22 protein-coding genes are annotated in these 24,970 nt (G+C 56.3%); 13 read left to right on the plus strand and 9 right to left on the minus strand.

Annotated elements, in window-relative coordinates:
* Positions 1-8 precede the first annotated feature (8 nt).
* The 3 genes from DOLE_RS03180 (at position 9) to DOLE_RS03190 (ending at position 4,970) form a co-directional block, all read left to right on the plus strand.
* Positions 9-2,156: a PqqD family peptide modification chaperone gene (locus DOLE_RS03180; RefSeq protein ID WP_012174048.1), complete on the plus strand. Its 2,148-nt coding sequence runs from the start codon at positions 9-11 to the stop codon at positions 2,154-2,156.
* Positions 2,156-4,162 carry a preprotein translocase subunit SecA gene (locus tag DOLE_RS03185; protein WP_012174049.1) on the plus strand — a complete coding sequence of 669 codons (2,007 nt, stop codon included), beginning with the start codon at positions 2,156-2,158 and terminating at the stop codon, positions 4,160-4,162. The genes DOLE_RS03180 and DOLE_RS03185 overlap by 1 nt, the downstream gene beginning before the upstream one ends.
* A gap of 70 nt (positions 4,163-4,232) precedes the next feature.
* Positions 4,233-4,970: an efflux RND transporter periplasmic adaptor subunit gene (locus DOLE_RS03190; protein WP_012174050.1), complete on the plus strand. Its 738-nt coding sequence runs from the start codon at positions 4,233-4,235 to the stop codon at positions 4,968-4,970.
* Between the two features lie 119 nt (positions 4,971-5,089).
* Here DOLE_RS03190 and DOLE_RS03195 read toward each other — a convergent pair whose 3' ends face one another.
* From DOLE_RS03195 to mltG, 4 genes are all read right to left on the minus strand, one after another.
* Entirely contained in the window at positions 5,090-5,812 is a 723-nt protein-coding gene (locus DOLE_RS03195) for a response regulator transcription factor (protein WP_012174051.1), read from the minus strand.
* On the minus strand, positions 5,809-6,780 hold the full coding sequence (locus DOLE_RS03200) for a sensor histidine kinase (RefSeq protein WP_012174052.1): 972 nt from the start codon (positions 6,778-6,780) through the stop codon (positions 5,809-5,811). Before DOLE_RS03200 ends, DOLE_RS03195 begins: the two co-directional genes overlap by 4 nt.
* 112 nt (positions 6,781-6,892) lie before the next feature.
* Positions 6,893-7,372 carry a cereblon family protein gene (locus DOLE_RS16975; protein WP_012174053.1) on the minus strand — a complete coding sequence of 160 codons (480 nt, stop codon included), beginning with the start codon at positions 7,370-7,372 and terminating at the stop codon, positions 6,893-6,895.
* Between the two features lie 24 nt (positions 7,373-7,396).
* Positions 7,397-8,413 carry an endolytic transglycosylase MltG gene (gene mltG / locus DOLE_RS03210; RefSeq protein WP_052294242.1) on the minus strand — a complete coding sequence of 339 codons (1,017 nt, stop codon included), beginning with the start codon at positions 8,411-8,413 and terminating at the stop codon, positions 7,397-7,399.
* A 225-nt stretch (positions 8,414-8,638) separates the two neighbouring features.
* Between mltG and DOLE_RS03215 the strand changes: the two genes are divergently transcribed.
* From DOLE_RS03215 to atpE, 6 genes are all read left to right on the plus strand, one after another.
* Positions 8,639-9,799 carry an acyl-CoA dehydrogenase family protein gene (locus DOLE_RS03215; RefSeq protein WP_012174055.1) on the plus strand — a complete coding sequence of 387 codons (1,161 nt, stop codon included), beginning with the start codon at positions 8,639-8,641 and terminating at the stop codon, positions 9,797-9,799.
* A 6-nt stretch (positions 9,800-9,805) separates the two neighbouring features.
* Positions 9,806-10,618, plus strand: a complete 813-nt coding sequence (locus DOLE_RS03220; protein WP_012174056.1) for a dihydroorotate dehydrogenase electron transfer subunit — start codon at positions 9,806-9,808, stop codon at positions 10,616-10,618.
* A 165-nt stretch (positions 10,619-10,783) separates the two neighbouring features.
* On the plus strand, positions 10,784-11,023 hold the full coding sequence (locus DOLE_RS03225; protein WP_012174057.1) for an AtpZ/AtpI family protein: 240 nt from the start codon (positions 10,784-10,786) through the stop codon (positions 11,021-11,023).
* A complete protein-coding gene (locus DOLE_RS03230; protein WP_012174058.1) occupies positions 11,016-11,411 on the plus strand; it encodes an ATP synthase subunit I in 396 nt (131 codons plus the stop codon). The genes DOLE_RS03225 and DOLE_RS03230 overlap by 8 nt, the downstream gene beginning before the upstream one ends.
* Before the next feature lies 1 nt (position 11,412).
* Positions 11,413-12,102 (plus strand): F0F1 ATP synthase subunit A, encoded by a 690-nt coding sequence (gene atpB, locus DOLE_RS03235; RefSeq protein WP_012174059.1) that lies wholly within the window; start codon positions 11,413-11,415, stop codon positions 12,100-12,102.
* A gap of 94 nt (positions 12,103-12,196) precedes the next feature.
* A complete protein-coding gene (atpE, locus tag DOLE_RS03240; protein ID WP_012174060.1) occupies positions 12,197-12,487 on the plus strand; it encodes an ATP synthase F0 subunit C in 291 nt (96 codons plus the stop codon).
* A gap of 573 nt (positions 12,488-13,060) precedes the next feature.
* Here the strand turns inward: atpE and uvrA are convergent.
* The 4 genes from uvrA to DOLE_RS03265 all read right to left on the minus strand — a co-directional run bounded on the left by uvrA (position 13,061) and on the right by DOLE_RS03265 (position 19,290).
* Positions 13,061-15,892 (minus strand): excinuclease ABC subunit UvrA, encoded by a 2,832-nt coding sequence (gene uvrA / locus DOLE_RS03250; protein ID WP_012174061.1) that lies wholly within the window; start codon positions 15,890-15,892, stop codon positions 13,061-13,063.
* A 115-nt stretch (positions 15,893-16,007) separates the two neighbouring features.
* The gene (gene pdxA, locus DOLE_RS03255; protein ID WP_012174062.1) at positions 16,008-17,024 is read right to left on the minus strand and encodes a 4-hydroxythreonine-4-phosphate dehydrogenase PdxA; all 1,017 of its coding nucleotides are present in this window, start codon (positions 17,022-17,024) and stop codon (positions 16,008-16,010) included.
* Positions 17,025-17,094: 70 nt separating this feature from the next.
* Positions 17,095-17,982, minus strand: coding sequence for a hypothetical protein (locus DOLE_RS03260; RefSeq protein ID WP_012174063.1), 888 nt, complete (start codon positions 17,980-17,982; stop codon positions 17,095-17,097).
* 9 nt (positions 17,983-17,991) lie between these two features.
* On the minus strand, positions 17,992-19,290 hold the full coding sequence (locus DOLE_RS03265; RefSeq protein WP_012174064.1) for a CBS domain-containing protein: 1,299 nt from the start codon (positions 19,288-19,290) through the stop codon (positions 17,992-17,994).
* A 184-nt stretch (positions 19,291-19,474) separates the two neighbouring features.
* Between DOLE_RS03265 and DOLE_RS03270 the strand changes: the two genes are divergently transcribed.
* From DOLE_RS03270 to DOLE_RS03285, 4 genes are all read left to right on the plus strand, one after another.
* Positions 19,475-20,779, plus strand: a complete 1,305-nt coding sequence (locus DOLE_RS03270) for a tyrosine-type recombinase/integrase (RefSeq protein WP_232362725.1) — start codon at positions 19,475-19,477, stop codon at positions 20,777-20,779.
* Complete coding sequence (locus DOLE_RS03275; RefSeq protein WP_012174066.1) at positions 20,772-21,692, plus strand: FYVE zinc finger domain-containing protein; 921 nt, start codon at positions 20,772-20,774, stop codon at positions 21,690-21,692. The genes DOLE_RS03270 and DOLE_RS03275 overlap by 8 nt, the downstream gene beginning before the upstream one ends.
* A 217-nt stretch (positions 21,693-21,909) precedes the next feature.
* A complete protein-coding gene (locus DOLE_RS03280; RefSeq protein ID WP_041280323.1) occupies positions 21,910-22,125 on the plus strand; it encodes a hypothetical protein in 216 nt (71 codons plus the stop codon).
* Positions 22,126-22,551: 426 nt separating this feature from the next.
* Complete coding sequence (locus DOLE_RS03285; protein ID WP_041280324.1) at positions 22,552-23,082, plus strand: hypothetical protein; 531 nt, start codon at positions 22,552-22,554, stop codon at positions 23,080-23,082.
* Between the two features lie 651 nt (positions 23,083-23,733).
* Here the strand turns inward: DOLE_RS03285 and DOLE_RS16980 are convergent.
* Positions 23,734-24,894: a DUF805 domain-containing protein gene (locus DOLE_RS16980; RefSeq protein ID WP_012174069.1), complete on the minus strand. Its 1,161-nt coding sequence runs from the start codon at positions 24,892-24,894 to the stop codon at positions 23,734-23,736.
* Between the last annotated feature and the right edge of the window lie 76 nt (positions 24,895-24,970).

A 24,970-nucleotide genomic window follows, 5' to 3' on the forward strand; every position in this document is an offset into this window, starting at 1 on the left:
GGGCGTGCATGGGTGAGAAAAATCTTTACAGCAGTTCCTGGTACCGGGTCGCCGGACTCAAACCCTTTCTGCGGAGCCATGCCCAGATTCACCGCCAGACCTTCAGGAACCGGATTTGGTACGTGCTTCAGGACCATTCCACCGGACGGTTTCACCGGTTTTCGGCCCAGGCCTATTTTCTCATCGGCCTGATGGACGGCACCCGGACCCTGCAGGAGATCTGGGAGGCGGCCTGTGCTCACCTGAAAGATGACATGCCCACCCAGGAGGAGGTCATCACCCTGCTGTCTCAGCTGCACCAGGCCGATGTGCTCCAGTCGAACATGGCGCCGGACATCGACCACCTGCTGCATCGAAGCCGCAAGGATCAGCAAAGCCGGTTCTGGGGCCGCCTTCGGTCTCCGGTGGCGCTGCGTATTCCCCTGATCGACCCCGATCGGTTCCTGGACAGGACCATCGGTGTGGTGGCTCCCCTGTTTTCCGTTTTCGGGGCTGTGGCCTGGTGCGCCCTGGTGATCACGGCGGTGGTGCTGGCCTTTCTGAACTGGGGCGAGCTGACCCGGAACCTGGCGGACCGCGTACTGGCCATGGAAAACCTGGTGCTGCTCTGGCTGATCTATCCCGTGGTCAAGACCTTTCATGAGTTCGGCCATGCCTGGGCCGTGAAACGGTGGGGAGGCGAGGTTCACGAGATGGGCGTCATGCTGCTGGTGTTCGTGCCGGTGCCCTACGTGGACGCTTCCACGGCCTCGGCCTTCCGGGAAAAACGACGAAGAATGATCGTGGGGTTTATCGGTATCGGCGTGGAGATGGCCATTGCGGCGCTGGCCATGTTGCTCTGGGTGAACCTGGGGCCCGGCGTGCCGCGGGCCCTGGCCTTCAATGTCATTCTTATCGCCGGAGTCTCCACGATCTTTTTTAACGGCAACCCCCTGCTTCGTTTTGACGCTTACTATATTCTGGCGGACTACCTGGAGATTCCCAACCTGGGCGCCCGGGCCAACCGCTACCTGGGTCACCTGGCCCAGCGCTACCTGGTTCGAAACGAAGAGGCCGTCTTTACCCTTGCCGACCGCCGGGAAGCGGTGTGGCTTGTCGTTTACGGCATTGCCGCTTTTGTATACAGGATATTTATAAGTATTCGCATCGCCCTGTTCGTGGCGGGAAAGTTCTTTTTCGTCGGTGTGCTGATTGCCGCATGGGCGCTGGTCGGGCTGGTGGCGGTCCCCCTGTTTCGTCTGGTCCGGACCGTTTTTTCCGATCCCGGGCTTTACAGGCGTCGGGTTCGTATCGCGGGCATGGCCGCGGCCGCCGTCTGCCTGGTTGGTCTTTTTGTTTTCGGCGTCCGCCTGCCCGCCACCACCCTGGCCCAGGGTGTGCTCTGGCCGGGCGAACAATCCCGTGTGCGGGCCGGCACAGACGGTGTGGTTCATCGGTTTGTGGCCCGGCCCGGCGCCATCGTCGGCCGGGGGGACCCTCTCCTGATCTGCGAAAATCCGGATATTAAGGGTGAAGAGCGGATTCTGGAGGCCAAGCTGAGGGAGTACCAGGCCCGCCATCTGGTGGCCATGACCACGGACCGGACAGAAGAGCGCATTCTTGAAGAAGAGATCGCCCTGGTTGAAAGCGAACTGCGCCACGCCAGGGAGCGACGGGAAGCCCTGGTGGTGAGAAGCCCGGCGGACGGGCGATTCATTCTGCCCGATGCCGAAGATTATCCCGGCCGTTTTGTACGGCGGGGAGACCCTTTGGGATACGTGGTGGATTCAGGCCGCATTACCGTGCTGGCGGCCATTCCCCAGGTGCATGTGGGCCGAATCCGGCACAGTGTCCGGTCTGTGTCGGCCCGTGTCGCGGACCGGATTTTCGATCCGGTTCCGGCCCGTCTCATACGGGAAGTGCCGGCCGCTTCCAGCGACCTGCCCACGGCCGCCTTCTCCCTGGAAGGCGGGGGCCTCTTTGCCCTGGATCCGAGGGAGCAGATGGGCCGGACCTCTTTTGAAAAACTGTTCTATTTTGAAGTGGCCCTGGATGAGCACCTCAGGGATCGGCTGGGCGCCCGGGTGTTTTTGCGGTTCGAGCATGAGGCCGAGACCCTGGCCAGCCGGTGGTACAAGGTGTTGCGTCGGGTTTTCTTGAGGGTGTTCAACCGGTGATGCATCTGAGCGTAGCCAACTGGCCCAGGGCCGATCACTTTACCCGCCCGGAAAAAAAGGAGCGGCGGCGGACCGTCCTGGACCGCCTGGCCTGGGAGGCCGCCGGCGTGGTGGCGCGGCCGCTTCTGGAGCGGATGTCACGGTTTTCCCGGGTCGTGAATGCCGCGGCCCTGGCCGGGGAGTCCCTGACCGGTGAAACCGACGAGGCCCTTCGGCACCGCAGTGTGAACCTGCGGCGCCGGCTTCGGGTCGACGGGTTTGCCTTTCCCCTGGTGGCCGAGTCCTTTGCTCTGATTCGGGAAGCAGCCGGCCGGGTGCTGGGCATGCGCCATTTTGACTGCCAGCTGGTGGGCGGCTACGTTATTCTCAGCGGACTGCTGGCGGAGATGGAGACCGGGGAGGGCAAGACCCTGGTGGCCACCCTGCCCGCCATTACCGCGGCCCTGGCCGGCATTCCCGTTCACGTGATCACGGTAAACGATTACCTGACCCAACGGGATGCCGATCTGATGGGAGCGCTTTACCGGTTTTTCGGTATCACCGTCGGGTGCGTGATCCACGACAAGACGCCTGCCCAGCGCCGGGCCGCCTATGGTTGCGACGTGACCTACTGTACCAACAAGGAGGTGGTGTTTGACTACCTGCGGGACCGCATTGTCCTGGGCCACGCACCCGGGGCCCTTCACCTGCATGCCGAACATCTTTATAATCGTTACGGCAGAAGCGAACAGCTGCTGCTGCGGGGCCTTCACTACGCCATTGTGGACGAGGTGGACAGTGTGCTGGTGGATGAGGCCCGGACCCCCCTGATTATTTCCCGAAGCGATGCCGGCCAGGGGGAGGAGGCGGAGGCCCGGCAGGCTCTGGCCCTGGCCGGGGAACTGAAAGAATCGGTGCACTACCGCATCGATTATGAGGTGGACCAGGGCGTAAACACCATCACGGTGACGGAGCAGGGCCGGGAGGCGGTGGGCTTGGCGGCCGCATCCATGGGAACGGCCTGGCAGAGCCCCATCCGGCGGGAGGAGCTGGTGCGAAAGGCCCTGACGGCCCTTTACCTTTACCGGCTGGATGAGCATTACCTGGTTCAGGACGACAAGGTTCAGATTATTGATGAGTTTACAGGCCGGGTTATGCCGGACCGCTCCTGGGAGGGGGGGCTGCATCAACTTATCGAAGTCAAGGAGGGCTGCCCGGTGACGGGCCAGCGGGAGACCGTGGCCCGGATCAGTTACCAGCGGTTCTTCCGGCGGTACCTGAAGCTGGGAGGCATGACCGGCACCGCCAGGGAGATTCGGCGGGAACTCTGGGCCATTTACGGGCTGCCGGTGGTGCGCATACCCACCAACCGGCCCCTTCAGCGGCAGATACCACCGGACGAGATTTTCCCTACCCTGGCGGAAAAGTATGCCGCTGTTGTGCAGCGCGTGGAAGCGCTGTACCGGCAGGAAATCCCGGTGCTTCTCGGTACCCGAACCGTGGCGGTGTCGGAATACTTTAGCGGTCTGCTGGCCCGGCGCGACATTCCCCACCAGGTACTCAACGCCAAGCAGGACGCCGAAGAGGCCCTGATCGTTTCACGGGCCGGTGAGCCGGGTCGTATCACCATTGCCACCAACATGGCCGGCCGGGGCACTGACATCAAGCTGGCCCCTGAGGTCGCCCGGCGTGGCGGACTGCACGTTCTCATGACCGAACGGCACGAGTCCGGCCGCGTGGACCGTCAGCTGGCCGGCCGATGCGGCCGGCAGGGGGATCCGGGCCGGTGCGAGGGGTTTGTCTCCCTGGAAGATCCCCTTTTCAAGGACGGCTCCCCCGGGCTGGCCGGTCGCGCGGCGTTGTTGCTGGAAAAAAGAGGGGCCGGGCTCTGGAAACCGCTGGGGAAAAAGGCTATAACAAGGGCACAGCGAAAACTGGAAAAGGTTCATGCCGGGGCTCGGAAGCGGTTACTGCGATATGACGAGAACCGGAGTGACACCCTTTCTTTTTCCGGAAGAAGTGAATAGCCCGGGGATTTTGTGAAAAGGCATTTTTTGTTTATTCTGAACAATAGGGATCCGGGATAGGAGGCCAGCCATGAAAACAGTTGCCATGATCGGAAGTTTGGTGTGCCTCTGCATGTTTGCGAGCGGGCATGGGATTGCCGGGGAGGGTGAAGCGGTGCTTCACCGGGGACTGGTGGTACCCAGCGAGGTAGTCGAGATCAGCAGCCAGGTGCCGGGAATCATCGAGAAGGTGCCCGTGGAACGGGGTGACCGTGTCAAGGCGGGGCAGGTGGTGGCCATGCTCAAGGCGGGCCTGGAAAAGGCCCAGGTTGACCTGGCCCTGGCCCGGCTGGATTTTGGCAAAAGAAAAATGCTGCGCAACGAGGAGCTCCACCAGAAACAGCTGATCTCCATTCATGAAAAGGACGAGATGGAAACCGAGGTCCGTATCATGGAGATTCAGCTTCAGGAAGCCCAGGCAAATCTGGATCTGCGCACCATTTACAGCCCGGTAAACGGTGTCGTGGTGGAACGCCATCTGGGACCGGGCGAGTATATCGGTGAGGGGTCGGTCATGACCATCGCCTGCGTGGACCCGCTCAACGTTGAGGTGGTGGTGCCGGCCGCGCTTTACGGCACCATTCAAGAGGGGATGAAGGCCCAGGTTATGCCCGATGATCCGCCGGGCGGGTCATACCAGGGAAGGGTAGTGATCGTGGATGGGGTGATTGATGCGGCCAGTGGTACCTTCGGGGTCCGGGTCCGGCTATCCAACCCCGGCTACAGGCTGCCCGCCGGGGTGAACTGCCAGGTGCGGTTCTTTAACTGACCGTTGCGCGCATAACATCGGGACTGCCCCGGTGTTTTCTTCTCGATGTACTGAGGGATGCTCTGTGCCTGCCCCGTTCGTCGGTCCCGGAGTCCTTTCCTTGCTGGACAACATCGCGACTACGCTTCGGGGTGCGGGGTGAATACGTATCCCACTGACCGCATGCTTTTAAAAAATTTCGGTTTTCTGGGGTCGTCCTCGAAATATTTTCGAAAGCGCACAATGAAGTTGTCCACGGTGCGGGTGGAGGGATCGCCGGTATAGCCCCAGCCGATCTCCAGCAGGGTTTTTCTGGCCAGGGGCCGGTTCTGGTGGGTGATAAAGAGTTTTAACAGCTTGACCTCCTGGTCGGTGAGTTGAATAGTGCCCTGGCGGCAGACCGCCTGGGACAGTGAAAAATCGATTTGGTTGTTGCCGAAGGTGTAGCGGGTGGGTACCAGACTTTCCGCGCTTTTCTTGCTCCAGGAAGCCCGGGTCAGGAGACGGTCCACGCGCAGCAGAAATTCTTCCAGGTCAAAGGGCTTGGTAAGATAGTCGTCCACCCCGTAGGTCAAGCCCTTTCGCTTATCGATCGGCTCTTTTTTGGCCGACAGGATAAGGATGGGGATCTTTTCATCCTCCAGCCGAATATGCTGCAACACGGAAAGCCCATCCATGCCCGGCAGCATGATGTCCAGCACGATCAGGTCCGGGTTGTGCGCCTTCCAGGCCGCCAGGCCGCGGCTGCCGTTTTCGGCAACCATCACATCGTATCCTTTCAGGGAGAGGTTCAGTTGCAGCCCCTGGGCGATATGGGCTTCATCCTCAATAATCAGTATTTGTTTTCTGTCAGGGCTGTTCATGCCGGATCCTTTGGTTTTGTCACCAGGGGCAGGGAGACGACAAACACGGACCCCGTTTCACCGGGACGGTCTTTCACCCATATTTTCCCCTTGTGCAGGCGCACGATGTTGGCCACCAGGTAGAGGCCCAGGCCGCTTCCCTTGGCTGACCGGTCATCGGCCCGGCCGGCCTGGTAGAACTTTTTAAAGATGTTTTTCTGCTCCGACGGGTCAATGCCGATGCCGTTGTCCGCCACGCGGACCAGTACTTTGTTCTTTTTCCGTTCAAAGGTGATATGGATTTCCGGTGTGCCGGCGCTGTTGTATTTGATGGCGTTGGTGGAAAGGTTCATCAGCAGCATCTCAAACAGGTGGGGGTTGAGGCGGCACACGAAAGATCCATCAGGCGGTGCCGAGACGGTGATGGCGCAGTTTTTGAACAGGTGGCGGGTTTTCTGGTAAAACTGCCGGATCAGAAAAACCAGGTCGGTTTCGACAAAATCCCCGGCATAGGTCCGGCCTTCGATTTCCGCCAGGTCCAGAATACTGCCGATGGTGGACTCCAGGCGGTTGACATCAGAGATCATAGTCTGAATGTGCTTTACCTGTTCTTCCCTGGGCAGGTCATGTTTTAAAAAGGTCGCCAGAAAGAGGCGCAGGGAGGTGACCGGTGTTTTCAGTTCGTGGGTAAAGTTGTTGATGAAGTTGCGTTGCAGTCGGAAGAGCTGAAAGGTTTTCAGGTTGTAAATAAAAATAGTGAAAAGACCCAGCAGGATGATCCCCACCAGGATGGACAGGACGGTGATCACCACCCATGTGTGGGAGGCCAGAATGTCCACCGCGTTCAGGTCGAACCGGTCCACCAGCCGGTTGAGTCCCGCCCGCACCTTGATGTACCAGTAGATGTAGAGAAACAGGGAAAATCCCAGGGCCACGCAGGAGGAGACAAAGATCAGGATCAGGGTGATCAGCCATTTGGTTCGGTTCATGTGGACGTCTTCTCTTTATGGCTGCCGGAACAACAGCCGCAGCTGATGGTTTTTAAAACACTTTTATCGTCACGATATTAAAGCGGTGTGGCTGTATGTCAAGCAACAATCGTCATGGCGCATCAATCAGCCGGTTCAGGATCAGGCCGTAAAACGATGCGCCGGCAGTCGTGTAGTACCAGCCGAGATGGCTCATGCATCCGCTGCACACCGCCACCTGCCAGGCGTAGCCGTCAAACCAGGTGAATTCAAGGGTCGGTGAACCGGCATGACCACATCCCGGCGCCCCGCGAAAACACCCGATCTCAAAAATCATCCCCCCGGGGTTGGCAAAAACATGGGAGTGGCGGCCATTGACGGTTGTTTGCTCTTCCCGTCGCGTGATGGGGTGCAGGCACCGGAAACAGCGCAGGGCCTCCTGCTTTTCCGGGGCTTTTTCATCCTCGCTGCCGGTGCGGGTGGCGGCCGACGGCGGCGTCAGCAGGTTGTTTTCAATTTCTGTTTTCAGGCACCGTAAAGGCACGCGGCCGATGATCGCGGGGAAACGGCTGTGTTCAGTGAAAGCGGTGGTATGGTGATCATGGCGTTGCATTTTATCGTCCGAACCTGCTTTGGTCTATTTTTTACGCCGCCTTCCCAGTTGATATGTCTGAACGGCCCGGTTGTGCTCTGCAAGGGTGGCGGAAAAGTGGTGGGTGCCGTCGTTTTTTGCCACAAAATAGAGATAGCCGGTTTGGGCCGGAAAAAGGGCCGCGTAGAGCGATTCTTTGCCCGGGCTGGCAATGGGCCCCGGCGGAAGACCCCGAATCCGGTAGGTGTTGTAAGGGGTTTCCTGTCGCAGATGGGCACGGGTGATATTGCCGTCAAAGTCGGGAATGCCGTATATCACCGTGGGGTCGCTCTCCAGCCGCATTCTTTTTGCCAGCCGGTTGTGGAACACCGACGCGATCACGGGCCGTTCGTCCGGGTGGGCCGTCTCTTTTTCAATGATCGACGCCAGGGTCACGATCTGGTGGACCGAAAATCCCTGTTGTGTGGCGCGTGTTTTCCACTCGTCGGTGAATACGGCGTTAAAGCGGTCCACCATGGCGGTCGCCATTTTTCGGGGAGTGGCGGTTGCCGGAAAATAGTAGGTCTCGGGAAACAGGTATCCTTCCAATGTGTCGGCCGGAATGCCCATCTCTTTTGCAAGCCCGCTGTCCCTGGCGGCAGCGGCAAAAGCCTCGCTTGTGGCCAGCCCGGCCTGGGCCACTGCGCCGGCAATCTGGTCAATGGCGAAACCTTCGGGAATGGTTACCCGGTAGAGCACCACGTCCCCGGAAAAGAGCCGGTCCAGGATGTCCGACGGCGGCATGGCCGCCGACACCCGGTATTCTCCTGCCTTGATGACGTGTCTGCCCCGGGCTGTTCGGGCAAAGAGCCGGAACAGATCCGGGTGATGGATAATCCCGGCCCGGTGCAGCAGGGTCGCCACGGCGTTGATGCCCATGCCCGGGGCAACTACCAGTACCTGTTCATTGCGGGCACCGGGATCGGCGGGTGTGGCGCCGTACCGAAGCAGACCGAACCATGCCCCTGCGCCGGCGACGGCCAGTATGACAACAAGAATAAGGATGCGTTTGGGTGCCGGCATTTGTCCTGCTTTCAACCATGGGTAAACGTGTACGGTAAGGTGACGGGCACTTGTCACCGGAGTCGCTCCTGCCAAGTTTACCATTGCCCACGATTCGGCCGCAAGGCAAAACAGGTGGGCCGGTGGATACGCCTATTGACACTCACCCCCCGGCTGGCATAGAGTCAATTTTTCCGGAACGGTTCTTTAATTTTAATAAAAACTTTTCAAAAAAAGAGGTGTGATGTGAACCCACTTTCCGGTCCCCCCTGCCAGGCCTATTTTTCGGCGGAGCATAACATGCTGCGCAGCGCGTTGCGGGAGTTTGTCAAAAAAGAGATCACGCCCTTCGTGGATGAGTGGGAGCGAGCCGGAGAGTTCCCCCGGGACCTTTACAGGAAGATGGGTGATCTGGGATTTCTCGGCATCGGTTTTCCGGAGGATTTCGGCGGCAGCGGCGGGGATATTTTTTCCACCATCGTTTTAAATGAGGAGATGATGCGGTGCGGCGCCGCCGGTATCGTGGCCGGCCTGGGCTCCCACGGCATCGGCCTGCCGCCCATTGCCATGAAGGGTACCCCGGACCAGGTCGACCGCTTTGTGCGGCCGGTGCTGGCCGGAGAAAAAATCGCGGCCCTGGGCATCACCGAGCCCGGTGGCGGGTCGGACGTGGCCAACCTTCAGACCACGGCGGTGCGGGACGGCGATGACTATATCGTCAACGGCTCAAAGACTTTTATCACCAGCGGCATTCGGGCCGATCAGCTCACCTGTGCGGTCCGCACCGGCGACAAGGGGGCCCACGGCATCAGTTTTCTGGTCATTGAGGCCGACACGCCGGGCTATGCCACGGGCAGAAAGCTTGAAAAGATGGGGTGGCTGGCCTCGGACACCGGCGAAATCTTTTTTGACAACTGCCGGGTGCCGGTGGCCAACCGTATCGGCGAAGAGAACTCCGGGTTTTACACCATCATGGAGAACTTCCAGATGGAACGGCTTCACCTCTGTGTCATGGCCAACATGACGGCCCAGTTGGCCCTGGAGGAGTCTATTAAATACGCGAAGCAGCGGCAGGCCTTTGGCAAGCCCCTCAAGGGGTTCCAGGTGACCCGCCACAAGCTGGTGGACATGGCCACCCTGGTGGAGGCCAGCCGGGAGTTCACCTACCGGGTGGCGGCAAAAATGAACGCCGGCCAAAACCAGGTCAAGGAGATCTCCATGGCCAAGAATTTTGCCTGCCAGGTCAGCGACAAGGTGACCTATGACGCGGTCCAGATTTTCGGTGGCTACGGCTACATGAAAGAATACATGGTGGAGCGGCTCTACCGGGACAACCGGATACTTTCCATCGGCGGGGGAACCACCGAGATCATGAAAGAGATCATCGCCAATTTTGTGGTGGGGTAGCAAACGATGATGCAGCACAACGCAAGGGTTCTTGAAAACCGCCGGATTAACGACACCTGCCTGCAACTGGGCCTCTCCTGCCCGGCATCATGGGCCGCGGCCGTTCCCGGCCAGTTTGTCATGCTTCGTCTGCCTGCCGCCGGCATTTCCGCCACTTTTCTGCCCCGGCCTTTTTCCATTTACCGGGTGACCGGCGACGGCCGGCTGGATATTCTTTACCGGGTGGTGGGCCGGGCCACTTGCGCCATGGCCGCGCTGGGTCCCGGCGATGGCCTGAATGTACTGGGGCCTCTGGGCAACGGGTTTTCATTCGGCCCTGATCTGAAGCAGGCGTTTCTGGTGGCCGGCGGCATCGGTGTGCCGCCGGTGGCTTTTCTGGCGCAGCACCTGGCCGGGCGGAAGGGCACGGCGGTGGACTGCACCGTGTTTCTGGGCGGGGCCACGGCTTCTGATATTTTGTGTGAAGCGGATTTCTCCTCCCTCGGCATGACGGTCTGCATTGCCACGGAAGACGGCAGCGCCGGCACAAAAGGCCTGGTCACCGACATTCTGGCCCCGGCCCTTGAAAACCAGGCCCCGGACGCGGTGTTTGCCTGCGGGCCCCCTGGCATGCTGCGGGCCGTGGGCAGCATGGCGACAACCCGCAAGGTGGCCTGCCAGGTCTCCATTGAAACCATGATGGCCTGCGGCATGGGCGCCTGTATGGGATGTGCCGTCCGGTCCGCTGATAATCAGGCGGCTTATAAACATGCCTGTACCGACGGCCCGGTGTTTGATTGCAGCCGCATCGATCTGTGCGGCCCGCTTCTTTCCGGCTGAGGGCGGTCCAGTGGACCACCGGGTTCCAGCAGGGCATTGGCGGCGATATTCGTTTTTATTACAGCAGATTAAGAAACCGGTCCGCTGGGCGTGATTTTTTTGAAAACATGTTGACTTGTTCACGCCCCCTATGCTAGTAATACCGTTTTAATTTGATAATTTGGCATGAAAGAAGACACACGACGATCTTTAAGAGAGCTCGCTTATTACAGCAGTCTGGGGCTCTCCATTGTCCTGGCCATATTTATCGGGCTTTTTGTCGGCGTGTGGCTCGACAGTAAATTCGGCACCCAGCCGGTGTGGACCTTTGTATTTCTGGGGCTGGGTATTGCCGCCGGGTTTCGCAACATTTTTCATGCCATGCGGAAACTGCAGAAAGCGGATAAGGCAGACAAGGGTGAATAGCAACGTCAGCATTGAGCAGCACATTTTAAATTTTGTGACCCGCAGCAACTGGGTCCTGTTTTTCTGCCTGGCCGTGCCGGGCGCGATATACCTTCCCCGGCTGGTTTCCGGGTTTATCTGCGGGGCACTGATTGTGACGATCAATTTTCATCTGCTTGTCCGGACCCTGAGAAACGCGTTTGTGCCGGACCGCGTGGTTTCCAAGAATGCTATTCTGGCCAAGTATTATTTACGGTTTTTTGTCAGCGGCCTGCTGCTGTTTGTGCTGATCGCCGGTCGCCTGGTGGACCCCCTGGGGTTGATCGCCGGGCTCTCCGTTGTGGTGGCAAGCATGTTCCTGGCAACCCTTTTTGCGATAAAAAAACTCATCTTCAAGGAGGCGATATAAGGTGGAGCATCCCTATCTGTTTTTCGTAAAGCTGTTTGAGGCCCTGGGGTTTGAGCATTTTGCTCATACCAGCGTACACATTATTTACACATGGGTGGTCATGGCCCTGCTGATCACGCTGGGTGTTCTGGGGGCGCGCAACATTCAGATCGTGCCCACGAAAATGCAGAATTTTCTCGAGGTGTTGATCTCCGGCATCGAAGAGTTCATGGTGAGCGTTACCGGCGAAGAGGGCCGGTGGTTTTTCCCGCTGGCAGGGACCATTGCTATCTTCATTGCCGTTTCCAACCTGATCGGCCTGGTGCCGGGCTTTTTCCCGCCCACGGCCAGTATTAACACCCCCCTGGCCTGTGCTATCGTGGTGTTCGTGTTTACCCATTTTATCGGCATCAAGTATCATGGCCCCAAGTATATCAAACACTTTCTCGGGCCGGTCTGGTGGCTGGCGCCCCTGATCTTTCCCATTGAAATCATCGGCCATCTGGCCCGGGTGCTCTCCCTGACCTTCCGTCTCTTTGGCAACATGATGGGCCATGAGTCGGTGCTGGTGATTCTGTTCATGCTGGGCGGCGCCTTTTTCGCGCCCCTGCCCATCATGGCCCTGGGTATTTTTGTGGCCTTTGTGCAGGCATTCGTGTTTTTCCTGCTCTCCGTCATGTATTTCGCCGGCGCCATGGAGCATGCCCACTGATTATTTGAAGTCTGTGAACAACAACTCGGTTGTTTTCATATCGGCAAAAGGAAGAAGCAATTATCAATCGTTATTTTGAAGGAGGAAAGAGGAAATGGAAGCTGAAGCCTTAAAATTTTTTATCGCGTGTGTGACAGCGGCTGGTTTTGGAATCGCCATCGCGGCGTTTGGTTGCGGCATCGGCCAGGGTCTTGGCCTGAAGGCGGCGGCCGAAGGCGTTGCCCGCAATCCCGAAGCATCCGGTAAGATCACCGTGACCATGCTCATCGGTCTGGCCATGATCGAGTCGCTCTGTATTTACGCGCTGGTCGTTGCCCTGATCCTGATCTTTGCGTCCCCCATGACGGCAACGGTTACCGGTCTGCTGACAGGTGCCGGTCACTAAGCAGTAAGCAGTAAAGTTTTAAAAACAAAAAAGGGCCGCGCGTTTCGCGCGGCCCTTTTGCGTTTGTTCGTGTACTTTTCTTTAGAAGAAAAGTACCAAAAGAATCGCCCCTGGCAGCTTGGCCACGCCAAAGCGTGGCTTCCCTGGCTCAAATAATTTTTCGGCGCGAAAATGAACTCACTCGCCTTCGGCTCGTTCAAACAGCATTGCCGCTTTTTCCGAAAAATCATTCTCGCTTCAGCGGCGCTGCAATGGGGTATACAGCAGGTATGCGTCCCTTTTTGCGGGTGACACTGGCAGCTCGTCTGCCAGTGCCCGAAGGGCAAGAGGCCTATTAGATTATCCTGGGCAATGCGAACAAATCAACGTGCTGCCTCTTGTGCTGCGCACCTCGGCCCTTTTGCGTTTTATGGATAAGAGGCATTGAGGAGAGAAAATAATCCGAAATCAAAATCCGCTTCGTGTTCTTCCAAATCTTCGTGATCTTCGTGTTGAAAAACCCTGTCGACGCCATCGGCCGGCCGCTTTTTAACACGAAGAACGCGAAGGGCACGAAGCACACGAAGGAGGAAGTCACAGAACTTTTTTCAGGAACTCTCCGGTGTAGGATCCCTTGATCCGGGCAAGCGCTTCGGGCGGGCCGCATCCCACCACCCGGCCGCCGCCGTCTCCGCCTTCGGGGCCCAGGTCGATAATGTAGTCCGCGTGTTTGATCACGTCCAGGTTGTGCTCGATGACGATCACGGTGTTACCGGCATCCACCAGCCGGTCCAGCACCCCCAGCAGGCACTTGATGTCGTGAATGTGCAACCCGGTGGTGGGCTCGTCCAGAAAATAGACGGTCTTGCCGGTGCTGCGCTTGCTCAGCTCCCGGGAGAGTTTGATCCGCTGGGCCTCGCCGCCGGACAGGGTGGTGGCCGCCTGGCCCAGGTGAATGTAGCCCAGGCCCACGTCGATGAGGGTGGCCAGCTTGGCCTTGATGGCCGGAATATTTTCAAAAAAAGCCATGGCCTGGTTGACGGTCATGTCCAGCACGTCGGCGATATTTTTCCCCTTGTACCGAACATCCAGGGTCTCCCGGTTGTAGCGCCGGCCCCTGCACACGTCACAGGCCACGAACACGTCCGGCAGAAAGTGCATCTCGATTTTGATAATGCCGTCCCCGTCGCATGCCTCGCACCGGCCTCCCTTGACGTTGAAGCTGAACCGTCCCGGCGCGTATCCCCGGGCCCGGGCGTCCGGAGTGTTGGCAAACAGCTCCCGGATAAAGGTGAACACCCCGGTGTAGGTGGCCGGGTTGGAGCGGGGGGTCCGGCCGATGGGAGACTGGTCGATGTGAATCACCTTGTCGATGTGCTCGGTCCCTGACAGGTCATCATGTTTTCCTGCCGGGGCCTTGGCCTGGTAGACCTTTCTGGCCAGGGCCTGGTAGAGGGTGTCTAACACCAGGGTGGACTTGCCGGACCCGGACACGCCGGTGACGCAGGTCAGGGTGGACAGGGGAAAGGCCACATCGACCCGTTGCAGGTTGTTCTGGGCCGCACCGGTCAGGCCCAGCACCTGTTTGCCGATGGGCCGCCGTTTTTTCGGGGTGGGAATGGTGTCCCGGCCTGAAAAATAGCGGCCGGTCAGGGATTTTTCGTCTTTTAACAGCTGTTCCGGGGACCCGGAAAAGATCACCTCGCCGCCCCGCATGCCCGCGCCCGGCCCCATGTCCACCACGTGGTCGGCCTGAAGAATGGTTTCCTGGTCATGCTCCACCACCAGCACGGTGTTGCCCAGGTCCCGCATTTTCATCAGCGAGGCCAGAAGCCGCAGGTTGTCCCGCTGGTGCAGGCCGATGCTGGGCTCGTCCAACACGTAAAGCACGCCGGTGAGCTTGGAGCCGATCTGGGTGGCCAGTCGAATGCGCTGGCTCTCGCCGCCGGACAGGGTGGCCGCGCCCCGGTCCAGGGTCAGGTAGGTCAGGCCCACATCGGCCAGAAACCCCAGCCGGTCCCCGATCTCCTTCAGAATGGGGGTCGCGATCACCCGGTCTTTTCCCGTCAGTGAAAGGGTCGCAAAAAAATCTTTCGCCTGGCCAACGGATAGCCCGGTGATCCGGGCAATGGTTTTTCCCCCAACGGTCACGGCACTGGCCCCCTTGTTCAGCCGGGTGCCGTTGCATTCGTCGCAGACCCGGAAATTCATGTACTGTTTGATGTCCTCCCTTGCCCAGTTGGAGTCGGTTTCCAGGTACCGCCGCTGAAGATTGGGAATTACCCCCTCAAAGGGCCGCCGGGAGACGATGCGCCGTCCGTTGCGTTCGGTATAAAAAGGGATCTCCTCGTCGCCGGACCCGTAGAGCAGTACCTGCCGAAAGGCTTCCGGGAGCTTTTTGTAAGGGGTATAAATGTCTATCCGGTAGTGGGCGGTAAGGGCTTCGAGAAATTCGGCAAACTGCACCGAGTTGCGGTTGGCCCACGGCGCCACGGCGCCGTTGCGCAGTGAGAGGCCGGGGTCGGGCACGACCAGGTCCGGGTCCAGTTCGGTTACTGATCCCAGACCGTCGCACTTGGGACAGGCCCCCTGGGGCGAGTTGAAGGAGAAGCCGGCCGGTGTGAACTCCGGATAGCTGATGCCGCATCTGGGACAGGCCGCCTTTTCACTGAACAGCAGGGTGTTGACGGTCTGTTTTGCGTGGCTGTCCAGCACCTCCACGATGACGGTGCCATCGGACTTGGACAGGGCCAGTTCAAGAGAGTCGGCCAGCCGCTTGGCCATACCCTCCTTGATACGCAGCCGGTCGGCCACCACCTCAATGGTGTGCTTTTTGTTCTTGTTCAGCTTGCGCACCGTCTCGATGTCGGTGATCTCGCCGTTGACGCGAACCCTTGCAAACCCCTCCTTTTTCAGTCCGGCCAGCAGTTTTTCATGACTTCCCTTCTGGCCGGTGACCAGTGGGGCCAGGATCAGGATGGCGGCGCCTTCCTCCAGGGCCGTCACCTGGTCGATAATCTGGTCGATGGTCTGGGAAGAGATGGGGTCGCCGCACTGGTGGCAGTGGGGCCGCCCGCACCGGGCAAAGAGCAGCCGCAGGTAGTCATACACCTCGGTGACGGTGCCCACGGTGGAGCGCGGATTGTGGCTGGCTGTTTTCTGCTCAATGGCAATGGCCGGCGACAGCCCCTCGATCAGGTCCACGTCGGGCTTGTCCATCTTGCCCAGAAACTGGCGGGCATAGGTGGAGAGCGACTCCACGTAACGGCGCTGGCCTTCGGCGTAAAGAGTGTCAAAGGCCAGGGAAGACTTGCCCGAGCCGGACAGGCCGGTGATCACCACCAGCCTGTTGCGCGGCAGGTCCACATCAATATTTTTCAGGTTGTGCTGTCGCGCTCCGCGAATGAGAATGGCATCAGATATCATTTTGGTCTTTTTAATTAAATTGTGATGTTGCTGTTATTAGTGTATCGAAATCGGGATCGCTATCGGGATCGAAATCGAAAAACATGTATGCCGTAAAATTTTTTCGGCCTGGCCATCAGGCGGCAGGGCGTTTTCCCAGGCAGGCCGCCTGGTCGATGGCCATGTCGATGGCCGCGGTCAGGCTGCGGCAGTCGGCCCGGCCCGTTCCGGCAATATCGTAGGCCGTGCCGTGGTCCACCGATGTGCGGATAATGGGCAGGCCCAGGGTGGTGTTAACCCCGTCCTCGAAGTGAAGCAGCTTGAAGGGGATCAACCCCTGGTCGTGATACATGCACACCACCGCGTCAAAGTCGCCGGCCGCGGCCTTGACAAACACGGTGTCCGGCGGCCAGGGGCCGGTAATGGCCGCTTCTGTTTTCCGCCGGGCCGCCTCAATGGCCGGGGTGATCAGCCGGGCCTCCTCGTCGCCGAACAGCCCGCCCTCCCCGGCGTGGGGATTTAAGCCGGCCACGGCGACACGCGGCGCGTTCATGCCGAACCGCTGCTTCAGGCTTTCCACTGTCAGGAGAATGGTGTCGGCAATGGCATCCACCGACAGCAGTCCGGGGACATTTTGAAGGGCTGTGTGAATGGTCACCAGCACCACCCGCAGCCGGTTGCCGGCCAGCATCATGGCATACCGGTTCGTGCCGGTGCGCATGGCCAGCATCTCGGTGTGGCCGGCAAACGCGCTGCCCGCCATTTTCAGGGCCTCCTTGTTGATGGGGCAGGTGACCATGGCGGAGATGGCCCCGGCCATGGCCATGTCCACGGCCGTGGTGATCCAGGCCTCCATGGCACCACCGGTTTCCGGTGTGGGCTCTCCCCAGGTGACAGGGGAAAGGGGCGGGGCCGGACTGAACATGCTGATGGTGCCGGGCCGGTAAACGCCGGTTTCCGGGGTGTCGGTCATGTGAATCACCGGCGCGTAACCGGCAACCGCCATGGCCTGGCCCAAAACGCCGGGGTCTCCGATCACCAGGGGCCGGCACTTTTCGTAAACCGACGTTCCAGCCAGTGCCGTCAAGATAATTTCCGGGCCTATGCCGACAGGATCGCCCATGGTGATACCGATCAGGGGGCGAGGGTTCATTGGTTCAATCCTTTTTACATGAAAACCGAACACTGAAAAATTAAATATTGTACTACCGGAGGAGGGTTTTTTAAACTGTTTTGTCCCAGGAAAAGTCAAGGGGCTCTTCAGCGGGATCGGCGGGCAGGGGCCTTTCAAAAATTGCCGTACATACGGCATTCAGCATGTTCAGTCGCTGCTTCAGGTCACCCGTATCAACCGCCAGCAGGCCCCGCCCCCCTTGCATCATCAGGGTTTCCATGTTGTTTTGCGCCATCTGTTTTTCCAGCCGGGCCGCCCGGAAAAGGGTTTGCAGGCAGGCGGCCTGTTCGGCTGCCAGTGCCGCAAACAGGTCGCTTTCCGCCCCCGGCCTTTCCAGAATGTGAAGCAGCAGGCGCAGATGGGAAAAAAACAGGGACATGTCGGTCGCGGGAAACCGCGGGACAAAAGCCCGCACAAGGGGAGCCGCCGGCCCGGTCAGGTCAACCCGGCAGCCCCGAAGGATCGCCATTACGGCCAGCCGGTCTTCCCGCCTGTGCAGGGCTTTTTTTATGGACTCGCAAAGCCCTGGATCGATGGGTTTTGACAGGTTCAGCCCGCAAACCAGGCGTTTGGCCGCCGGCCTTGGCACGGTACAGGGAATTTTGCCCCTGGCGTCTGAAAACAGCAGGGCCGTTGGAATGGTTTCCGGAAGCCCGTCCAATAAGGCCCGGCTGTCGACGGAGATACCGGGCCGGTCGGCCAGGCAGGCTTCAACAGCCTGCCGGATAGAATCGTCCGGCGCGATTACCAGGTCCAGCACCAGGGCCGCCGCGTCGCTGTCCGGCAGGGAAAACAGGTCCAGCAGGTCTTTTCGGCCGGGACAGCCCAACGTGGAGTCGATAAAGTGGGCTGCGTCCGCGTCGACGGCAAAGCCTGTTTCAAACAGTTTCAACAGGGTCCGGGCCACTTCCCTGCTGTATGTCAGGTCTTTATCCATGGGAGACTGTTATTCAGGCAGCTGGTCGTAATAGTACAGCATGGCGTCGGACCGGGTGAAGATGCCGATCACCTTGCCGTCCCTCAGCACCGGGAGCCGGCCCACGTCATGTTTGACCAGCAGCCGGGCCGCCTTGGGGACCGCCATGTCCGGCGGCGCGGTGACGATGTTGGTGGCCATAAAGGCCTTGACCGGCATCTCCCACTGGGCCGCCTTTTTGATCTTGTTGGCATCCCGCACCGAAATAATGCCCACCAGCTGTTCGGCTTCCATCACCGGCATACCCGATATCTTTTTTTGTTTGAGCGTGGCAGCCGCCTCCTTCATGGTGGCCGAGGCCTCAATCGTTTCCACGGGAAAGCTCATGAGATCCCCGATGTGCACGGCGGATCGCTGGCTGTTCCGGATCAGCTCCAGCACCCACTCCTTTACACCGGTGGTGCCCACGTCCTTTAACATGGCCGATGCCGCCGCCGGCCGGCCCCCGCCGCCCATGATCCGCATGATCTGGCCCACGTCCAGGGAGTCAACGCCGCTTCGGGCGATCACCACGCACCGTTTTTTCTCCGGTTCGTTGAAGATGCCAAAGGCGGCGTCCACGTTCAGAATATCCCGGTACATGTGCACCACCAGGGAGAGGCCCTGGGTGTGGCCGGCCAGGTCCATTTCGCAGATGCTGATCCGGTGGCCGTCCACATTGATCCGTTCCGCCTTCTGCAGCATCTCGAACAGCACCTCCTTCTGCCGGGCTCCGTAGGACTGGCGCAGAAAGTTTTCCAGCACGTTCAGATCGGCCTTGCAGTCCAGCAGGTGGGCAGCGGCCCGGGCGTCCCTGGATGTTGTGGCGGGAAAGGTCAGGTTGCCCGTGTCCTCGTAAATACCGGCCATAAAAAGGGTGGCCTGGATCGGGGAAATGTCGATGCCTTCCGCCGCAAACCGCTCCACAAACAGGGTGGTGCAGGCACCCACCGACTCCTGTACCACCTGGCTGGCGGTAATGTCGGAGGGTACGCCGTGATGGTCCCAGACATGAATGTCGATATTCGGCCTTTTTTCAAGAACGCTCAGCCGGTCCAGCCGCTTCCACTGGTTGGTGTCCGTCACCACCAGCCGGGTCACCGCGTCCATATCCACATCCTTGTAAGAGTGAATGGCAAACAGGTCCTTGTGAATGGACAGAAACGCCGAGACATTGGTATTGACCCGTGTGGGCAGCACCATGAGGGCTTCAGGGTAGTACAGGCCGGCCGCCACCAGAGAGGCCAGCGCGTCAAAATCGGTGGTATTATGGGTGGTAACCACGTCCATGGTCTTTCCCTTTCTTGACAGGCGATGTCAGTTCCTTTGCCCACGAGCCGGGTACGGAATTCCGGATCAGCGGTTATCAGGCTCTATTTTATCGCAAAAGGGATTTCATAAGAAGGAATAAACGGCTTACCCGGCTGGTGCCCCCGGCAGGAATCGGACCTGCGGCACATGGATTAGGAATCCATTGGACACCATTTTTATTTTTTTGTATTATGTCATAAATACCTTGACATTATTATTTATTTCGCTTATTTTGTTTGTAATCGTTTGGCAAAAATTAGGGGGTTTAAGCTGCATGTGGTCCCCCTATGGTCCCCCCCAAAAAGATGGAAAGGTCAATAAAATGGCAATATTGATAAGGTGTATAGCCTGCAAGACAGAGACAAAATTGACGGCAAAGAAGTGTCCTGGGTGTGGCGCGGCCTTCCCTGTCCGGAATAAAACCTATAAAGTCACAGTCAAACATGGCGGCAAAAAGAAAACCAAACTGGTGGATAACCTGGACCTTGCCCGTGAAATTGAAACCAAACTCAAACATGATATTACACGAGGCACATTCCACCTGCAAACACAAAAACAGGCACCGACCCTTGATGCGTTTTGGGATAAAGACTACTTGCCCTGGATACGGTCAAATAAAAAAAGCTGGTATGAGGATGCCATTAACTATCAAACCCACCTGGCCCCGAAACTCGGTCAGAAGCGACTGGATGCCATAACACAGCTTGACATTGAACGGCTGTTGTCTGGTTTGCGTAAAGGCACAAGCAAGCGCGGCAAGCCATACGCGGCGGCCACCATCAAACATCAAATCGTTTTGTTGACCAGAATGTTTAATGTGGCGGCCAGATGGGGGAAATACACTGGCCCGAATCCCTGCAAGCTGATTGCAAAACCCCGGCTGAACAACCAGAAAACCGGCTTTCTGACCGATGATGAATTGACCCGTTTGCTTGATGTTCTGGAACAGTGGCCTGACCGGATGTCGGCGGGGTTTATTGCCTTCCTGCTTCACACCGGATTAAGGCGCGGCGAACTGTTCCGGCTGACCTGGCAGGATGTCAATATGGATCGGCAAACCCTGACCGTTAGAGACCCCAAAGGCGGCAGGGATACGGTCTTGCCGTTATCTGAAAAAGCCATTGATGCCCTGAACAGCCTGCCACGGGAACATGAGACGCCATTTGTTTTTTATGGCAGAAACGGCGCACAAAGAGCCGATTTCCGGCACCCCTGGTATAGAATCAAGCAGGCGGCGGCCCTGCCTGAAGGCTTCCGGCTCCACGATCTGCGGCACCACTTTGCAAGCGCCCTGGTGTCTGCTGGTACGAACCTTTACACCGTTCAGGCCTTGCTGACCCATAAAAGCGCGGCCATGACGCAACGGTATGCCCACTTAAGCGATCAAGCCTTAAGGGATGCGGTGAAACTGTCGGATGACCTGTCAAAGAAGGCCACAAGCGACACAAAGGCGATGAAACGTGGATAAACTGAACAAACCCTTGAGACTTGTCAAGGTAGGACAATGGTTAGAAGATTTTTTAGACCCTGACGCCAAACCATTTCGGTTCAAAAAGCTGGCGCAACAGGCAATCAGGGATTACAACCTTAAATTTAAATTATCTGATGATGATATAACCATCCAATATTTTAAGGAAACTCTTGGTAAAGGCAACAGTGACAACGAGTCGATTATAAAGAAAATTATTAATAATTATAGTCAGCTCGATACCTCAAGCATTGATAACGCATTCGGCCTGTGGAGTAAGATCGCCGTTAAAAGATGCTCGGAGGGACCATTGAGCGTCAGGGGGACGATAGGAAACATCCTTGCATATCTTGAAAAATTAAACAAAGCAAACATCTCTTGGAATCACCCTGACGCTGAAGGACCATTACCATTCTTATGCTTCTTTGATCCATCACAACCACCGGGACGTGAAGCTGGTGTGATCATACCGGAGATTCCGCATGCGATTTACAAGGTAAACCGAGGATTAAATATCCTTCTGCCGCAAGAAGGCCTGTTCAGTAAGGCCCTGGAATTAAACAACGAAGGGTTATTGTTGCGACACACCGTAATAAACCCCGATACAAAGGAGACTAAAATAGAATCGGACCTAGATTTTCTTTACCCCCGTGGATTGAGCCCTAATTCTGTTTTTAGGTTTGGAGAAGTCACAAGAAACAACGCTTTAATGGGAGATATTGAAGAAAGATTCCCCTCAATCTTCCCTTGGGGTCCTGTTGCCGCCAGGTATTTTATAGATTTTTTATTGAAGGGCGGCCAATCCCGTTTCCTCCCATGTGAACACTGCGGACGTTTTACTTTTATCAAACGTAAAGGCAAGCGGTTTTGCTCTGATAGTTGCCGCGTCCGGTCAAGCAAACAAAATCTCTGATTTATTATGTATTTTTCAAACACTCCCCCTTTTCCGATAAATCACAATTATATAAATATTTGTTTTTAAATATTATTACGCTTATTTTTAAATAATAGGCAAATAACCGTAATAATTGAATAATCTGCATTTTTTGCTTGTGCTGTCCATTTTCAGGGGATATGTTCCAGTCAAGGATAAAGTAATTTTTAATTAACCCGACTTGAAAGGAATTAGCATGAAGATGTTACCGGCGAAAAAGGCGATTGACAGTGGCGCGGTTCCCTATGCCTTGAACACTCTTTACAAATGGCATTCGATGAAACAGCACCCGGCCATGGTTTTCAAGGTCAACGGCACTCTTATGGTGGACCTTGATGAATACGAAAACATGGCGATCCGGGCGCGGGATGCTCACGTTAAAAACGCTGAAAGGATGGCCACCATTGACTGAAAGAACGCTATTGACCCCCGGCCAGGCGGCCAGAAAGTTTTGCCTTGCCTGTGTGGGTAGTGCTTCCGATGTGCGGCAATGCGGTGGGGATGAATTAACCGGCGGCGGTTCATGTCCACTTTTCCCCCATCGCAGGGGTAAAGGCCGGCCATCGGTGAAAACGATCCGGCAGGAGTGTATGGCCTGCATGTGCAATAGTCCGAAACTTGTCCGCGAATGTGGGAACATGGCTTGTAGCCTTTGGCCGTTCCGCATGGCGAAAAACCCGAACATGGTCCGGCGCAAAAACATGGTTGAACAGGGGGGCTAGAAGGGGTTTTTTGCTTCCAAGATGAACGATCCGAACGCAAGGCAAGGAGAAGTATAGCCTGAAAAAACGAAAGGCCATTTCCGGGCGGGAAAACGGCCTTTCAAAAAGGATAAGTTATGAAGGATAATATATCAATCCGGCCTAAAGGTCAAGGCAGGTATCCAAAGCCGTTTGACTATCGGCCACGGCCTGGGGGTTTTTATTGGGAAAGGATGCTTTACCAGAGTCCGGCTTATTGCTCACTTACCGCAACCGGCCATATGGTTTTGACGGCCTTGCTTGATGCTCGAATATTCAATAACGTCAAAATTAACGGCAAGAAAGAAAGGATTCTGGTAAATGGAGACAGCCTGACCTTGCCATATAAGAAACTTATGGATGTTTATTTTATGAATATGGCGGGCATTACACGGGGCATTGACGACGTTCTGGCAAAGGGGCTTGCAAAACTAGTGCATCAGGGCGGCGGCGGCAAACACGATCAAAGCGTCTTTGCCCTGGCCGAAGATTATTTGAGGTGGACCCCTGGCGTGGTCTTCTACAAACGGCCCAAAGTGATAAGGCGTGGTTTCCAAGACCCGGCGAACCAGCGCCATAGGAAAAATTCACGCTCACAAAATGATAGACTTATACGCATTGCAAAATGATAGACTAAAAAAACCGGATACGCTCACAAAACGATAGACTATAAATTTTCCCGTATTCGTGCAAACGTAACACCGGCAAGCCTTGGAACAAACAAACGCCCCATAGCCATTTTAGGCTTTAGTCTAACAAAACATAATGCACTTACATGATATACCATGCTTCTGGGCAATCTTGTTTTGCTTTCGGCTTTGCGCTTTTGGGCGGGTGGCGCTTCCAAGAAACACAAAAAAGAGGATTCGGCGCGGTGCGGCCCGGAACCCGGACCAGTGGCCCGGGAAAGAGTCTTTTCCCACTATAAAGAAACCCAGTGGTTTTCCGGCACTATAAAAAAGGGTCAAAAATCTGGGCAAGCCGGATTAGAGAGCGTATGATTATTTTAAACCTGCAAAGCTAATCACAGCCAGCCACTATCACCGCTTGATCAAGGACCCGACGTTCAACAATGAAGAGGAGGTAGCCAATGCCATCCGAACATCGTCCGACGGAGAAGGAGCAGAAGAAGCCCTTCACTGCCATAAGAATGAGAATACAGTTTCTGGGCAACGAGGGAAGACACCTCCAGGATACCGAACTGAACCTAAAAGGAGCGAAGTTTTACGTCAGGGAAAAACGGTAGACCGTGACGCCTATCTTGCCACCCCGAAAGGCCATTAGAATTTGCGCAACTCGTCCAAAAATCGGTCCATGGCAGATGATAGCGCGAACTCTATCTCCAAAACCTCAACTTCATAATCTAAAGCTTTCACTTCGTATTGTCCTTTCGCCAATTCTATCTTTGGTAACCTTATACAATGGTTAATCTCTTCGCCCGGTTCAGTTATTATATCGGTCTCATAAACTCCTGAACCAACAATAGAACTCCGCCCTTTAATCCTTACATTAATTGAACATTGAAATCTATTAACCGTTCGGGAACTATTGTTTTCAATCTTTATCCATAAAGGGTACCCCTTCCCACATTCATCAGCATAAGACACATACGCTTTTATATTTTTTCTTGATACATATTCATGTTGATATACATATATTAAAAAACATATGAACAAGGAAACTATTGCAGTGATTATAAATCCAATTATTTTAAAAGCACGCTGCAGCGCTGATTTTTTTTCTATTTGCGGTGTTTCTTGGGTCAAAGTAGAGTCCGATACCTTTTTTTGCTCACCCCCCTTTTTTCCCATTCTGAGTTTTGCATAATTAATCGCATCTTCAAGTGTTGTATATTTGTGCGGGCCGAAATAATAATGAGTACCGTCATAAATAATTCCATAATAGGCTTTTAACTCATCATTTGTCTGGGGATTGGGGGGATTGGACCCCATGACTTTATCTGCTTGATAGCGGGACTGCGATGTTGAATAATCGTCAGTTGAGCTACTAGCTGCCTGGCCGACTATCGGTATAATCGGTTCGCTGTTCGTTTCAATCAGGATTTCACCGGCAAGTGGGTCGGGACCATATTTATTATTACCAGAAGTGCCACGAAGAAACCCATTTTCGATAAGCATCCAAACCGGTCCAATAACCGGGATGAAATTGACAAAAATCCACAAGCCAGATTTGTTCCGATCCTGCCAACGCTTAACCGATAAGGCCCAAGCTGGCCAACCGATAAATATTAGGCTAATAAGAAGAATGACGAGCCCACCACTCTCGTCGCTACTTCTGTAGGTTAAAGCGATATCCAAAACCACTCCCACCATACCCCCAAGGCACAGAAGAGGAAAACAGTATATCCACCACTGTTTTCTAGTGATCCGGCCTTTAAATGAAAAAAAGAAGCCGAGCCAATAATTTTGAGGTGTGCCCATTTCCCCTCCAGAGGGTATTTTATATTCTTGGAAGAGTTCTGCTCAAAACTTACGCTATTCTTCTGGGGAGTCAATA

Source organism: Desulfosudis oleivorans Hxd3, assembly GCF_000018405.1.
Taxonomy (GTDB): Bacteria; Desulfobacterota; Desulfobacteria; order Desulfobacterales; family Desulfosudaceae; genus Desulfosudis; species Desulfosudis oleivorans.

Coding starts and splice junctions, on each gene's coding strand:
- DOLE_RS16975 (WP_012174053.1), bottom strand. CDS start 7,372: ATGCAACGCCATGATCACCATACCACCGCTTTCACTGAACACAGCCGT.
- uvrA (WP_012174061.1), bottom strand. CDS start 15,892: ATGATATCTGATGCCATTCTCATTCGCGGAGCGCGACAGCACAACCTG.
- DOLE_RS16980 (WP_012174069.1), bottom strand. CDS start 24,894: ATGGGCACACCTCAAAATTATTGGCTCGGCTTCTTTTTTTCATTTAAA.
- DOLE_RS03190 (WP_012174050.1), top strand. CDS start 4,233: ATGAAAACAGTTGCCATGATCGGAAGTTTGGTGTGCCTCTGCATGTTT.
- DOLE_RS03180 (WP_012174048.1), top strand. CDS start 9: ATGGGTGAGAAAAATCTTTACAGCAGTTCCTGGTACCGGGTCGCCGGA.
- DOLE_RS03225 (WP_012174057.1), top strand. CDS start 10,784: ATGAAAGAAGACACACGACGATCTTTAAGAGAGCTCGCTTATTACAGC.
- DOLE_RS03200 (WP_012174052.1), bottom strand. CDS start 6,780: ATGAACCGAACCAAATGGCTGATCACCCTGATCCTGATCTTTGTCTCC.
- DOLE_RS03280 (WP_041280323.1), top strand. CDS start 21,910: ATGAAGATGTTACCGGCGAAAAAGGCGATTGACAGTGGCGCGGTTCCC.
- DOLE_RS03185 (WP_012174049.1), top strand. CDS start 2,156: ATGCATCTGAGCGTAGCCAACTGGCCCAGGGCCGATCACTTTACCCGC.
- DOLE_RS03195 (WP_012174051.1), bottom strand. CDS start 5,812: ATGAACAGCCCTGACAGAAAACAAATACTGATTATTGAGGATGAAGCC.
- DOLE_RS03220 (WP_012174056.1), top strand. CDS start 9,806: ATGATGCAGCACAACGCAAGGGTTCTTGAAAACCGCCGGATTAACGAC.
- atpE (WP_012174060.1), top strand. CDS start 12,197: ATGGAAGCTGAAGCCTTAAAATTTTTTATCGCGTGTGTGACAGCGGCT.
- pdxA (WP_012174062.1), bottom strand. CDS start 17,024: ATGAACCCTCGCCCCCTGATCGGTATCACCATGGGCGATCCTGTCGGC.
- mltG (WP_052294242.1), bottom strand. CDS start 8,413: ATGCCGGCACCCAAACGCATCCTTATTCTTGTTGTCATACTGGCCGTC.
- DOLE_RS03265 (WP_012174064.1), bottom strand. CDS start 19,290: ATGGACGTGGTTACCACCCATAATACCACCGATTTTGACGCGCTGGCC.
- DOLE_RS03285 (WP_041280324.1), top strand. CDS start 22,552: ATGAAGGATAATATATCAATCCGGCCTAAAGGTCAAGGCAGGTATCCA.
- DOLE_RS03260 (WP_012174063.1), bottom strand. CDS start 17,982: ATGGATAAAGACCTGACATACAGCAGGGAAGTGGCCCGGACCCTGTTG.